The following is a 13796-nucleotide window of genomic DNA, read 5'->3' on the forward strand; positions in this document are numbered from 1 at the left end:
CTATTTCGTGGTCGTTGCCACGCTTAGGTTGCCAGGGCGTGGCTCGCGACCGCGCCCGAAACATAACTCTGCGGCACTTCAAATTTATTTGGTCTCATCAAGCTTCAGCGCAAGGAGCATGGCCCGGAGTGGAGCGTTCGATAAGACGTCTGCATGGCCGCTCGCCATGGCTGCACGGATGCCATCCTCGGTAGTATCGTCCAGCCGCGGATGACTACCGGAAGCGTGAGCGCGCAGTGGACTGTACTGACGCGCCAGCTCGGCAAGCTGCAGAAGGTCGGGCGAGTCGGCTTCTGACCATGCGCTCACCTCCAAAATCCCTTCTCGCACTTCACCTTCCGTACCATCGACCGTTATCAGCTTGCCTGCCAGCCGGGCAGCTACACCTTCGCCGCAGCCCACGACAGACGGACGACCGAGTTCTCGACTGACAACGGCGGCATGGCTGGTGGCGCCGCCGATCTCGGTGACGATGCCACAGGCCGCGAGCATCCCGTGAATGTCGTCCGGACTGGTCGCACGGCGGACGAGGATGACGTCGCCTTCGGCGTCGAGAGCTTCCTCGACGTCGGTGTAGGCCCTCCCCCCCGCAACACCCGGGCAGCACGGCAAACCCTTGGCCAGCAGTGGCGCAGCCAGGCGTTCCTCGGGTTGCAACCCCGGCTGCAACAGCGTCTGCACAATCTCTGGGGTTACCCTGCGTAGGGTTTCGGAGTCGTCGATAATCCCCTCGCGACGCAACGCCAGCGCGATCCGCACCGCCGCTTGCGCGGATCGCTTCGCCGTCCTTGTTTGGAGCAACCAGAGTCGACCATCCTCGACGGTGAATTCTATCTCCTGCATATCTCCCGCGAGCTTCTCGAGCAACTTCGCCGCGGCTTCCAACTCGCGGTAAACGGTGGGATGCTGGTCGCGCAAAGTAATCACCGACTCGACGTCGAACGTGCCCGACACAACATCCTCTCCCTGGGCACGCGGAAGCCACTCTCCGAATGACTCGTCGGCTCCGGTCATCGGATTTCGGGAGAAGAGCACCCCCGTGCCCGATGCGCCGTTCAAGTTACCGAACACCATGGCTTGAACAACCACTGCCGTACCGGTGACATCATCGATGCCGTGGTGGCTGCGATAGGTCCGCGCGCGGTCACTATTCCACGATGCAAACACCGCATTGATCGCGCCGGCAAGTTGTTCCCACGGATCGTCGGGCACGATAACGGCGTCGCTGCCTAGCACGATGCGCCGGTATACCTGTCGGAATCTCCGCCGCGTGTCCGCGGCGAACCCAGGATTGTGCAACGCAGACAGCGCATCTTCGACCTCGTCGTCAATGCCCAGGTCCAAAATAGTGTCCAACATGCCAGGCATGGATAGCACCGGGCTGCTTCGCACACTCACTAGTAATGGACGGGATGTCTTCCCGAATGCGCGCCCGGTTTGCTCCTCCAGGTATGACATCATGTCGCGGGCGTGGTCTCGCAGCACATGATCGACCGCGCGCTTTGGCTCAACGAACCAGTCGGCGCATACGGCGGTCGTTATGCAAAAAGCCGGCGGGACCGGTAAGCCCTTAGCGCGCATCGCGTTAATACCGTAGCCCTTATTGCCGACGAGCTCACGCGGCAAGTCGGCGCTGCCATCGAGAACGAGCGCCCGCGGGTTGTTGTCAATGTTTCTCGTCGATTTGGACATTACGTGCATTAGTGCCGCGGATCGCGGGTTGTCGGAAGCCCAAAGCAGCCAACTGGCCGCGGCCGGCGACGGGCGGATCGCAAGAGTGGAGACATCCTCGGCGTGCCATCCTCTCAGTCTCACCTGCTCCGCAGGTGGCACAGGCGGTAATGATTTCGGATCGTTGACTAGGGGCAAACTTACGCAAGACCAAGGTTAGCAACTTCGAGCGATGTCACCGCACCTATCGTGAGAGTGCTCACTTCGTCACACGGGAGGCCTGCCACATCAAGTTGTGCGCTTTGCGTTGATGTAAATTTCTGAGCCGAACTCAGGCATGCGCCGACTTAGGCGGAACAATCCTTCCAAATGCGCCTCGGTGAGAAAGCCAGCGTCGCACAAATCTTGCATCTGTGCATGGGTGAAAGGTTTGACGAAATAACTTCCACTAGATTGAACTTCAAAACCTTGCTCGCCTAGCAATTCGGCGAGACCGCTGAGGTCTAGGGTGGATCGCTGCTGCATGTGCTTCTGGGTAGAGGACAATTCGAAGGGATCATCAAGGAGACCCATCTCCACCGCTAGCAAGCGATGAATCGAATGCGCATTGGGCACGTTAATGTGTACAACAGTGTCGATGTGACAATGCGGGTGCAGCGCCAGAAGCAGTTGCTGTGGTTCGTCAACTTCATGCAGCAGGCTGCTCAGCACAATTAGGTCGAAGCCGCCTTGGCGCAAATCAACGGGCGCCTGCTCAAGCGTGGCCTCCACCACCTTTGATGTCTGGTGGCCGGCGGCGAGTTCGCGGGCGTTGCTGGCGAAGTCGGCTGATGGCTCGATCACTGTGACGTCGATGCCGGGGTCAAGGTCGGTAAACAAAGGTCGCAACCCGCAACCGACTTCCAGTAAGGACGCAGGTCCGAAGCGTGCGATCTGCTCCAGGACCACTCGACGACGATATCCGGCCTGAATCGCCTCGAACGGAAGTTCCCGGTACGAGCGACTGTATGATTCGATGTCGCGGCTCAAGGGCTTTCCTTCGCCAATGTCATGCTGTCGATGTAGTTGTTAGTAAACGTGTTCCACCACTACTTCCGGTCGCGTGGTGACTTCGTCGAAGATGCGCCATATGTATTCCCCGATGATGCCCAGGATGATCATTACTGCGCCCAGCAAGAAGCTGATCAATGCGACCAACGTTGCGAAGCCAGCTACAACCCGTCCACCGAATACCGTACCCGCAACAATGTACAAGCCGTAGCCGAACGAGAGCAGCGACACGATGAAGCCCAACATCGAAATCAGCCGGATCGGCAGCACTGAGAAGCCGAGAATCGAATCTATGAAGTAAGTTAATTTTTTTGCGAATGTCCAGCGCGACTTCCCGTGAGGACGTTCTCGTCGCTCGTAGTAAAGGGTCGCCGGCTTGTAACCGAGCCAATAAGCCAACAGAGCGGTGTTGATGTTCTTGCTGCTATCGCGGATATAGGGCACAAGCGCCGCGTCCATCAGTGCGATGTCGAATCCACCTTTTGGGTAGTCTTTACTAATCATCGCTCGTACCAACCAATGATAAACAGCGGCGAACAATCTCGTCAGTGGCGGATCAACCCGGCTTTCCCGCAGCGCAATCACAAACTTCGACCCAGCCAGCCATTGGTCGGTCATCTCAACGACCAGCTCCGGGGGATCCTGCAGGTCCGCCGCCAGCCACATGAAGCAGTCTCCGGTGACGTAATTCAGCCCTACTTTTGAGGAATGCACGGCGCCGAAGTTTCGCGCAAGCTTAACCACCTGCGTATCCGGCCGTTGCTGCTTGATCTTTAGCAACTCAATCATGGACTCGTCACCGGAACCGTCGTCGACGAAAATCAACTCCATCGCGCAGTCGCGCTCATGAAGCGCATGCTCGACCTTTTGCAGCTCAGCAAAAAGCAATGGCAGCGATTCAGCGTTGTAGTAGACAGGTACGACGACCGAAACCGTCTTCATACCCTCCCCCTCCACGTTCATATGCTCCCTCAACGGGTGGTTTTCGGTCATATCGTTACTCGATACGTATCAACGACGACCGCACGCGCACCAAAGGCTTCCTTCTGGGAGATTAACCCGGAGTTTAGTCCCCCTTCCGACGGGTCGTGCGACGTACCGAAGTCGAAATAGCGCTTGCGCGCGTAGATATCGTTGATCAGATGGTCGAACAACAAATCCAGCGCACCGAGCGCTTTGCCACGCTCGTTCGCTGCGACGTACTGCGTCCGAGCCACAGCGTCGCTTACGTACATGAGCACCCCCGCGTCTATCTCCGAGCCCGCACCTGCCGTATATAGCCGGATGTTGCTCGGGAACCGCTGGCATAACAGGACGATCTCGCTCAAGCTATGAACTGGATGGGCTCCGTGCGTCGTCCACAAGACTTTGTCCAGGAGCGTCCAATATCCTGCCAAGTCATGTGACTCGCTCACCTGGACGCCTGCGCGCGCTGCCTTTTTGACACCGCCGATCCGCCCCTGCTGGAAAGGAAGCCCCGCGCTCTGGTCGATCACGCTGGTAACTTGGCGAGACGTCAGTCGGGCACCGTTGATGTAAAGTCCATAGCGATCTTCGTCGGCCGGCAGGCGGTGGTAAATGTATGGAATCGCCTTGTAGGTGATTCCGCGAATCCCATGATTGGAACAGTAAATGCGCAACTCGTCGAAGATGTTTAGCATCCGCTGCGCTTTCATCCGTTTGTCAGTAATCAATCCACCGTAGGTTAGCCCGCCGTGACTGACCAGCGCGTCGTCATGCTGATTAGCCGGCAAGAGAGCGATCAGATTGTCTTTTTCGTCGTAAATTAGCAGCGAGTGGTCACTGAAGCGGTGGGAGTGATAGTCCATGTAGCCGCGCTCGAATAGGAAAAACCCGTTCTTGCTATTTTGCACAAAGCTGTCCCACACCGATCGATAGGACGCATCATAGCGCTCGACGATCATCAGATGGCGCGACGAGGGTCGTCCACAGAAGGCGCATCACAATTATCCTTCAGATAAGCAAAGGAAATTTCGTCGCCGCTATCATGTTCCCCCGTCAGTTGGGCATCGTGCGGTTTACTAAACACCGCGCAATACCGGAAAGTATAACGCTCTATGCTTGCTTTATTCATCATCCTCTCCCGCCCCAGCTTATGCGATACCGCCGGATCATTTCTGCATACGTTCGCAATATATGGCGTCGCATAACTAACACGTTTCTGCGCGATTGTCGTCGGAATGCGCGATCACCAATAATGTTCTTTGTTCAGCCGGTAGTACGCGACCGTCTTGGAGAGCCCCTCCCGCAATAACGTTCTAGGCTGCCAACCGACAACACGCTTGATCTTGCCTATATCGGCATAGAAATCGCCCGGTTCTTGCGCTGCGCGCTCCGGAGAGAAAGGCGCGTACGACCATCCCGCTGAGGGCGCGACTTCGACCAAGGTTTTTGCGAACGTTATGAAATCCAGCGGCTCCCCAGTTGCTACATTCAAGATTTCGCCGTAAGCGTCCTCGCTGAGCGCCGACATCAGCATTGCTTCGATGCAATCGTCCACATACAAGAAGTCGCGTTTAATCTCACCCGTGCCGAATACCTTCATTTCCTCGCCATCGATCGCCTGCCGAACGAACCAGTTCGCAACGCCATAGCGCGAGTGTCTCATCTGCCCGCGCTCGCCGTAGATGTTCGTTAAACGCAACATTACTGACCGCACCTGATGCACGTCGTGATACATATGGGTGATCTTTTCGGCGGTCAAGTTGGAAATCTCTTGCAGCGCCTTGGGCATCGTGGGTGCAGTTTCATCCACCGGGAGGGAGGTGGCTTCTCCGTATTGCCCGCGGGTACCCGTGTAGATGACCCTCACGTTGCGGTTGAACTGGCGGCACGCTTCCATCACTGTCGCCGTCCCACGGACGTTGATGTCGATATCGGGATAGGGATCGCTCAGGCTGGTGACGTGATCGACGTGTCCAGCGAGATGGAAAAGGTACTCCTGATCTTTGACCAGATACCGCATGATGTTTGCATCCCGCACGTCCGAGAAAGTCACTGTCACCCTGTCGCGTATAGGTGCGATGTTGAACAGGTTGGCGCCGTGATCGGGGAGCATGGCGTCCATTAGGGTGACTTTCGCGCCGAGTTCGACAAGTCGGATCGCAAGGTTGCTCCCGATGAACCCCAACCCACCCGTGATGAGAACCCTTTTCCCGGAGAATTCAGAGGGTCCGAACATGTTGACTCCTCAAACTGCCGCTAGGCAGGCGATCATCTTTTCGGTAATCGTGTCGACTTCCTCGGTATGTAGTCCAGGATGCATTGGGAGGGAGAGTATTTCGCCGCAGACGCGCTCCGTTACCGGCAAGTCACCCCTCTGATAGCCCAGGTCGGCGTACGCCGACTGCAAGTGCACCGGCACGGCGTAGTGAATCAGTGTCTGCACACCTTGATCAGTCATCTGCCGCATCAAAGTGTCTCGCCGCGCGTTTCGTACGACGTATAGGTGGTAGACCGGCTGCGCACCAGTCCGCACTTCCGGCCTCATGATCAGTGGATGATTCTTGAAGGCGGCGTCATAACGCTCCGCGAGTCGGCACCTCACTGCATTCTGTTCGTCCAAATGCGGCAACTTGGCTTGCAATATTGCCGCTTGCAACTCGTCCAGCCGGCTGTTGATGCCACGCGTCCGGTGCTCGTAGCGGCCCACCTGCCCATAAGTTCTGAGTTGCCGAAGCTTGTCGGCAAAACCCGCGTCGTTTGTGACGACGGCGCCGGCGTCGCCTAATGCCCCGAGATTCTTCGTTGGGTAGAAGCTGAACGCTGCCAAATCACCAAAGCTTCCAACCAGTCGACCGTTGAGCCGAGCGCCATGGGCCTGGGCGCAATCCTCAACGACCAACAATCCCTTATCCCGCGCAATGGCGCTGAGCGTCACCATGTCGGCGGGTTGTCCGTATAGATGGACCGGCACGACAGCTTGGGTACGCGGCGTGATCGCCGCCCGGACGGCTGCCGGATCCATTGTGTAGGTGTTTGCATCGATGTCGACCAGCACCGGGACTGCACCCGCCCGTTCGATTGCGCAGACCGTCGGCACCGCGGTATGCGCCACAGTGATTACTTCCGCTCCCGGCTCGACCCCCGCTGCACGCAGGGACAGCTCAATCGCGTCCGTCCCACTGGCTACCCCGACGGCATGTTCAACACCGTGGTATGCAGCGAATGCCCTTTCGAACGCCCTTAGCTCCGGACCGAGGACGTACCAACCGCTGCGCAGAACGCGCATTGCCGCCGCCTCGATCTCCTTTTGCACATTGCAGTTCGAGCTCCGCAGGTCGTTGAACGAGATCATCTACGTGACCGACAGCCCAACCGGGTGAGGCGTTCCGCTCGGAGAGACTTAGCTACGGCAAGGATGCGCCCGGTCTGCGCTCCATGACGCCGGTGATAGATCGGAACGACAGCTGAAATCGGGTGCGTCGGGTTAGCTTTGTGCTCGGCAGAATGTCCCTGCTCAGGCACTGTAGGTGCACGATACGAAAGACAGGGACTGCGCATCGATTGGATCCACTCTCATTTAGCGATGTTTGCCGGCAAGCCGGACGCCTTCGAAAATTAACATGCCCGCCATCGGACCGTGCGGATTTCGAACAACCGACCGATCACCGTTGGCGGTGCCCCCACCAGCGATCGTCTCAGCCCCCGGTGCCGCGCGGCACCCTATCTGCGCGCAACATCAATAGCTTTGCAGGTATGCAGCGGCTGGTTCAACCCTCAAGGCAGCGGTTCCCGTCGAACCGGAAGAGTTGGCCAGTGTTCGACCGCTATTGTCATGCAGTAAGTTCTCGGCCTCGAGCACCGGGACCTGATGCTGCAAGTTTGCAGTGCAACGCCGCCACCAGTCCGGTGCCTGGCGATACCCGGGATAGCACGTACCGCAGCTACCCGCTGTCCCCCTGATGGACGCAAGCCTAGTACCTGGTCATTCGATTCTCCTTGCTTGCGGCGAATCGCAATTCGCGCAGCTTGGGAAACCGGGCACGTTTCGAGCGCCAAGCCAGTTGCTGTGACTACGCTGCCCCTCGGTTGGAGCAATAACTACTTTGACCCGCGGTGCTCATATTGGAGTCAGAACCACTCGTGACACCGCGACAGGAGGATTTCCGATCGCAAGAAGGTTGATCCCACCACCGAACACTACGGGGGGCTGATTTCTAGTCGTTGTTAACGAACGGGGTCCCCCGGGTGACGAACCAAGCTGCCACTACGATGCTCATCCAGGGGGTTGCAACACCCGGCTCCTCGCTGTCGTCGAAGCTTCGATCCGACCCGGAAAGAGTACACGTGACTCGACTCCCCGAGTTAGTGCGCCGTGCAGTCTCCACGCTTCGGGGACAATTCGTGGCTGTCAATTCCCAATCCGAACGCACAATCTTGCTGGGAACCGTCCTGATAGCGTCGGCGGTGTCGGGGGCCACGGGTTTCGTTCTCGCCCAGTACTACTCCGTCGACGTGCTGAGTTCCATTTTCTACCCTCCCCAGGATTGCTGGCTCGGGCGGCCCACCAACGTCGGGCGGCACTGCTTCAACGACTACACGATCCTGACGGGAATAGGGATGCGGCCTGATCCTTGGAAGCCCTTTCCGATCATGGTGTTCGGGCATACTGCACTGATTCGCACGAGCTACACCGCGGCGGCGATGGTACCAATCATGATTTTCGCTTTTCTAGGTAAGTGGCTGGACTCGGCACGACTTGGTCTGTTTGGCTACCTAATTGTATTGACAATCGCTGTGGTTGCCCCGGCCATCTGGGCGTCCCGGGGTGCTCGCGGTCTAGAGCGGATCGTGGTCTTCTTGGTGTGCGGCACTCTGGCCGTTCCGGCGTGGTTCGCAATCGACCGCGGCAACTCGGTGGGATTCGTGGTGCCCATCGCGCTGGCCTTCCTGGTGGCGCTGCGCCGAGAGCGCTGGGGTCTTGTCGCGATCACGGTTGTGCTGGCCGCGTTGGTGAAGCCGCAATTCGCTGTCCTTGGATTCGCGCTGCTCGCTGCCCGACAATGGCGGTTGAGCAGTTTGGCTTTGCTAGGGGGCGTTGTCACTAATGTCGGCGCATACCTACTGTGGCCGCGCAACTTCCCATCGACAATCGTGCAGAACGCCCACAACAACCTTGACTACAGCGATCCCTCGGAGGTTCTCGGGCTGTACAACGTGTCCTTCGGGAAGGCGCTTCTCCTCATCCCTGACACGATCGCGGCAATGAGCAACGGCGGCAAGCTACCGGAAGATTTCCTTGCCACTCCGCGGTCGCTGATCGGTTTCGCCATCCTAGTGCTGGTTGTCATCTGCACAGTGGTTCTCGGACGCCGCATTCCACCGGTCATGGTTGGGATCGCACTACTGGCCACGGCTTCTCTGTTTCCTGCGTTAAGTAATCCCTACTATCTGGTGTTCGCGTTGCCCATTGCGGCACTCGTGGTGCGGGATCCCGGCGGCGCGCCCGGAACCGGACTATTTGATCAGTTCACGACTGTCGGCAGTCGCCGTCGCATAGTCGGCGTTTCTGTGAGTCTGGCTGCGGCCCTTAGCATCGCCGCACCCATTGCGGCGCCCGGCGGGGCGGCAACCTCGATAGCAATTGGAGGCGAGCCGGGGGTGATTGGACTCGTCGACACCACACGCGTCGTTCCTACTTCGGTGATCCTGTCCCCAATCTTGTGGTTGATCGCATGCGCGGCGATCATTGTCTCGTACGCCCGCATGCCGGATTCCAAGGATGTTCCTACGGCGTCGCTTTCCGAAAACACTGCACCTGCCACCGCGTCACCCGAGGGGGACGGTGGGTGAATCCACGCGTCGAAGTGTGGCGTCTGCTGAAGCAGGCGGCGCATTGTGCCCGCGGCAGCCTATTTCATGGGCGTAGCGTGCCCACGACTGGTTAAGCTAAAGCGGATTCGTGCACCAACGACCGGAAGGACGAGCCTTGACCGGGTCCGGCCAACTGCGCACACTTGTCCGCGAGACTTGGTTCTGAAAGCAGTGCCTCCGACGGCCCTTGTTACCGGCGCCGCCCGCGGTATCGGCCGTAGCGTCGCTGACACCCTGCAGTCGAAGGGAATACGAGTGCTGCGGCCCGCACGCCAAGATCTGGACCTGGCGGTGCCTGAATCGGTCGCCGCATACCTCGCGAATCTTGACGAGCCCGTAGATACGTTGGTGCTCAACGCCGGCATCAACAATCCGCAGCCGTTCAAAGAGCTATCGATGGAGAACTGGTCGAGCACGCAACAGGTCAACGTCAGCTCCAATATCTTACTGCTGCAAGGTTTGCTTCCTCGGATGGCAGCAGTCGGATACGGCAGAGTGGTTGCGGTTTCGAGCGTCTACGCGCATCGCGCCCGCCCAGGGCGGGTCGCCTACAGCGCGTCAAAGGCTGCGATTGAGGAAATGGTGCGGTCGGTCGCGGTGGAATACGGGCCGTTCGGGGTGCTGGCCAATTGCGTAGCCCCAGGATTTGTGCTCACCGAGCTGACCTACCAGAACAACGATGAGAAACAGCTACAGGCGTTGGCCGAACGCATTCCGGTGGGCCGTCCGGCAGAACCGGAAGAGGTCGCTCTCTTCATCTGCTGGCTGGCATCTGCCGAAAATTCGTATATAACGGGACAGTCCATCGCGATCGACGGAGGTTTTCTGTGCGTGTGACCCAGGATCGGATGATCATCAAATCCGAGCAGGGTGATTACCCAGTGGACTTCGTCGGCGAAGTCGGGTCAGTCCCTGGACTCATCGACATTAACGCAGAGACTTTCGTGATCATTGACAAGGCCTTGATCGACCTCTATGGCAAGGATCTGTGTGAACTGCTGGAGCGCCCGACCTATCGACTGACGGCTGATGAGGAGAGCAAAACCCTTGCTGGCGTCGGCCATTTCGTCGATTGGCTGCTGGCGAACAGGGCGACCCGCTCGGCGCACATCGTGGCGATCGGTGGTGGCGTAGTACAGGATGTTGCTACTTTCGCGTGCCACATCTACTACCGTGGTGTGCCCTGGACATACGTTCCGACCACTCTCCTCAGCCAAGCGGACAGCTGTATCGGAGCGAAATCCAGCATCAACGTGCTGCCATTGAAGAATCAGCTGGGCGTCTTCCATTCACCCAGCCATGTTGTCATTTGCTCGGAGTTCTTGGAGACCCTGCCGCAGGTCGAGGTCGATTCGGGCTACGGCGAGATCTACAAGCTTGCGCTCACTAATGAGGGCGCGTTCTTCGGTGAGCTCACCGAGGCCTTGCGCGATAACGGCCACCGCAACCCGCATTTGCTGCACATGATCCGCAACGCATTAGAGAGCAAGCGCCTGGTCATCGAGAAGGACGAACACGAGTCGGATCTCCGGCGGGTGCTCAATTACGGTCACAGTTTCGGCCATGCTCTCGAAGCGCTGACTCACAACGAGGTTCCGCATGGACTAGCGGTGATGTGGGGCATGGACCTAATAAACTTTCTAGGCGTCAAGTGGGGACTGACCAATCCCGAAACGGCCGCGCGGGTACGTGCGGTCCTTGCTGCCAATACTGACTACACCATGGCGACCATTCCATCGGCGCGCGAACTCGTTGATACGCTCAAACGCGACAAGAAGGTGCGTAAAGGCGTCATGTATTTTGCTGTGTTACATGACGAGGGTGACCTCAGGATTGTGCCGAAGCCTCTTGACGAAGCACTCGTCGCCGAGGTCTCGGAATACGTAAATGGCAACCCGCTCTTCGCTGCTGGTTGACCTCGGCGCTACCTACATCAAGGTCGCAGTCGTACGTCCCGACGACGGTATCGTCGGCGAGAGCAACTTCCCATTTCCCCCGTTCACGTCGCTCGAAGGGCCGTATCGCACGGTCGAGCCAGCAAGGGTTCTGGCCGCGGTCGAGGCGGCCATTTCATCAGTAATGCCACTAGCCAGAAGCCCTGCGCGAATCCTGCTGAGCGGCCAGATGCACGGCTGGACACTGACTGATGAGCGCAACGTTCCCCACCTGACGCTGGCCACCTTCCAAGATAACCGAGCCCTACTGCCGCACAACGGGATTCGCTATGTGGACGAGCTGCGCGACGCGCAGCCGCCGGAAGTCTGGCATGCCGCCGGCAATGAGTTGCGGTCCGGTCTACCCGCAGCGGGCATCTACGCGACGGATCTCGCAGCGATCGACGGGCACCTCCGCGTGCATAGCCTACTGTCCTGGGTCGCTGCCGGACTGACCAGCGAAGCGGATTTCGTGCAGCACATCACCGACGCGGCCGCGTCCGGAATGTTCGACCTCAAAGCCGGATCGTGGTCCGAGCCCATCACCAAAGTTGTAGGAGGTGGACGACTTTCGTTGCCGCGGGCGACGTCGACGCTCGACGTGGTCGGCGTCCACCGTTCATCGGGCGCTCTGGTTTTCACCCCGGTCGGTGACCAGCAGGCGGCGTTGCTGGGTGCCGGCATTGCGAAGGACGTTACCGCTTTCAATATCTCCACCGGCGGACAGGTTGCCCGGCTCGCTTCCGAGCACGCCGGGAACCGCTGCCAGACCCGGCCGTACTTTGACGGGTTACTGCTGCACACCAGAACCCACCTGCCAGCCGGGCGCGCACTCACGCATGGAGTCGCTTTGCTTTCGCGTGGTCGCGCCGACGACGAGGCATGGCGATGGGCCGCGGCGGCCGCCGCAACGCCCGGACGCCCCGAGCCTCTTAAAGCACATCCAAACTTCCACAGCGCCGCTGGTGGCGGCTGGTCGGGCATCACGGACGCACACAATCCCGAAGACATGCTGCGGGCGTTGGTTGCTGCCGTCGCAGCGACCTACGTCAACGGGGCCGCGGATGTCGGATTCCGAGCGACTGACGAGTTGCTGTTTTGCGGTGGAGTAGCCCAGCGTTTCACCCCGCTGCGCTCCGCAATCCAGTCGGGCCTGGATCGTCCGGCGAAAGTCGTGCCGGAAGGCGATATGGCTCTCCGCGGACTCGCCGTCCTTGCGGGTCGACTGTAAGGATTGCCAACACCGGGATTAAATGTGATCACGCACGACTAAGCACGCCACGGGCAGTGATCTCGATCTGACTGTCAAGGGAAGCGCTCGCCAGGTCCCATGTCTGGCAACGGCATCGCCAATCATTGCCGTCGGAGTGGTACCTATCCGGCTCGCGAGGATCGACCTCGTCGCGAGTTATGACGGCATCCGAGCGCAGGATCGCAGCGATGCGCGTAGCCAGCTCACTCATCTCCACCAACTCCCCTCCGCTATCGATCGTGGCCGGACCGATGCCGCCCTCGGCGAGCCCCAGAGCGAGCAGCTCTTCGGCGAGTACGTATCGGCGATACACCGGCTGGCGCGCAGTGATTCGGATTGCCCCTGACGCGGCAGCCTGGATCATCGATCCCAGTGCGTAGTTCTGTGGTTTCTGCATGTGGGCACCGGCGATGCTCCAGGCCCGCACTATGACGGGCACCGCCCCGCTCTCGGCGGCGGCTTGCGCCAAGCGGTGCTCGGCCTCGCGCTTAAGGTAGCCGTACGGGTTATCCTCGACTCGGCCGTCGAGAGCGTCGTGCGGGTGGACCGCCGCTCCGCTCGAGACGGTGAGCGAAAGACGTACATCGGGAAGCATGGTCGCGTAACAGAGGCGCTCGGTCAGGACGCGATTGATCGCGACGTACTCGGCAAGTGGCATGCCGGCAACTCGGTCTCGGGTGAGAAACGCGCAGTCCAGCACAACAGTGGGCGCGAAAGCGGCTACGGCCCGGTCGTCCCAGACCCGGCATTCGACCTCGCGGTTACCAACTCGGATGGTGCGGGCCTGACTTGCTAGGGCGAGAGTAGGAAGCTCTAGCGGGGCTAGTAAGTCCAGGGCGGTCCGCCCGAGCCAGCCCGACGCGCCAGTAATGAGGACGCGGTCGGTTCCAAGCGCATGCGCCGCGAGCGCGCGCGCGCTTTGACTCAGCAATTCAGTCACGTCGCGGGCCAGAAACTCATAGAGGGAGCCTATGGCGACGGAGAGCTTCGAGTGCGTCCAACGCTCCGATGAAGCCCAAGTACGTTCCGTAGCCGCCAGCGACAAAGGCACG

General features: G+C 59.4%; 11 protein-coding genes. 4 read left to right on the forward strand and 7 right to left on the reverse strand.

Annotation, left to right across the window (positions count from 1 at the left end; all coding sequences use genetic code 11):
- Positions 1-84: 84 nt before the first annotated feature.
- The 6 genes from A5645_RS07710 to A5645_RS07735 all read right to left on the reverse strand — a co-directional run bounded on the left by A5645_RS07710 (position 85) and on the right by A5645_RS07735 (position 7039).
- Entirely contained in the window at positions 85-1692 is a 1608-nt protein-coding gene (locus A5645_RS07710; protein ID WP_065129179.1) for a pyruvate, phosphate dikinase, read from the reverse strand.
- A 267-nt stretch (positions 1693-1959) separates the two neighbouring features.
- Complete coding sequence (locus A5645_RS07715) at positions 1960-2700, reverse strand: class I SAM-dependent methyltransferase (protein ID WP_172830489.1); 741 nt, start codon at positions 2698-2700, stop codon at positions 1960-1962.
- A gap of 39 nt (positions 2701-2739) precedes the next feature.
- Positions 2740-3663 carry a glycosyltransferase gene (locus tag A5645_RS07720; RefSeq protein ID WP_065129180.1) on the reverse strand — a complete coding sequence of 308 codons (924 nt, stop codon included), beginning with the start codon at positions 3661-3663 and terminating at the stop codon, positions 2740-2742.
- 47 nt (positions 3664-3710) lie between these two features.
- A complete protein-coding gene (locus A5645_RS07725; protein WP_065129105.1) occupies positions 3711-4646 on the reverse strand; it encodes a GNAT family N-acetyltransferase in 936 nt (311 codons plus the stop codon).
- Positions 4647-4930: 284 nt separating this feature from the next.
- The gene (locus tag A5645_RS07730; RefSeq protein ID WP_065129107.1) at positions 4931-5923 is read right to left on the reverse strand and encodes an NAD-dependent epimerase/dehydratase family protein; all 993 of its coding nucleotides are present in this window, start codon (positions 5921-5923) and stop codon (positions 4931-4933) included.
- 9 nt (positions 5924-5932) lie between these two features.
- Positions 5933-7039 (reverse strand): DegT/DnrJ/EryC1/StrS family aminotransferase, encoded by a 1107-nt coding sequence (locus A5645_RS07735; protein WP_065129108.1) that lies wholly within the window; start codon positions 7037-7039, stop codon positions 5933-5935.
- Positions 7040-8088: 1049 nt separating this feature from the next.
- On the opposite strand from A5645_RS07735, the gene A5645_RS07740 reads away from it, so the two are divergent.
- From A5645_RS07740 to A5645_RS07755, 4 genes are all read left to right on the forward strand, one after another.
- Positions 8089-9537: a glycosyltransferase family 87 protein gene (locus A5645_RS07740; protein WP_172830490.1), complete on the forward strand. Its 1449-nt coding sequence runs from the start codon at positions 8089-8091 to the stop codon at positions 9535-9537.
- Positions 9538-9729: 192 nt separating this feature from the next.
- Positions 9730-10395, forward strand: coding sequence for an SDR family NAD(P)-dependent oxidoreductase (locus A5645_RS07745; RefSeq protein ID WP_253866880.1), 666 nt, complete (start codon positions 9730-9732; stop codon positions 10393-10395).
- Positions 10392-11474, forward strand: coding sequence for a 3-dehydroquinate synthase (locus A5645_RS07750; RefSeq protein ID WP_065129111.1), 1083 nt, complete (start codon positions 10392-10394; stop codon positions 11472-11474). Before A5645_RS07745 ends, A5645_RS07750 begins: the two co-directional genes overlap by 4 nt.
- Entirely contained in the window at positions 11446-12723 is a 1278-nt protein-coding gene (locus A5645_RS07755; protein ID WP_065129112.1) for an FGGY family carbohydrate kinase, read from the forward strand. The genes A5645_RS07750 and A5645_RS07755 overlap by 29 nt, the downstream gene beginning before the upstream one ends.
- A 28-nt stretch (positions 12724-12751) precedes the next feature.
- Here A5645_RS07755 and A5645_RS07760 read toward each other — a convergent pair whose 3' ends face one another.
- Positions 12752-13795, reverse strand: coding sequence for an NAD-dependent epimerase/dehydratase family protein (locus tag A5645_RS07760; RefSeq protein ID WP_366663756.1), 1044 nt, complete (start codon positions 13793-13795; stop codon positions 12752-12754).
- Position 13796 lies beyond the last annotated feature (1 nt).

It is taken from the genome of Mycobacterium asiaticum (assembly GCF_001673635.1).
Lineage (GTDB): Bacteria > Actinomycetota > Actinomycetes > Mycobacteriales > Mycobacteriaceae > Mycobacterium > Mycobacterium asiaticum_C.

Bases quoted from the DNA above. Each gene is read 5' to 3' on its own strand.
- A5645_RS07710 (WP_065129179.1), bottom strand. From the start codon at position 1,692: ATGTCCAAATCGACGAGAAACATTGACAACAACCCGCGGGCGCTCGTT.
- A5645_RS07720 (WP_065129180.1), bottom strand. From the start codon at position 3,663: ATGAAGACGGTTTCGGTCGTCGTACCTGTCTACTACAACGCTGAATCG.
- A5645_RS07725 (WP_065129105.1), bottom strand. From the start codon at position 4,646: ATGATCGTCGAGCGCTATGATGCGTCCTATCGATCGGTGTGGGACAGC.
- A5645_RS07730 (WP_065129107.1), bottom strand. From the start codon at position 5,923: ATGTTCGGACCCTCTGAATTCTCCGGGAAAAGGGTTCTCATCACGGGT.
- A5645_RS07735 (WP_065129108.1), bottom strand. From the start codon at position 7,039: ATGATCTCGTTCAACGACCTGCGGAGCTCGAACTGCAATGTGCAAAAG.
- A5645_RS07755 (WP_065129112.1), top strand. From the start codon at position 11,446: ATGGCAACCCGCTCTTCGCTGCTGGTTGACCTCGGCGCTACCTACATC.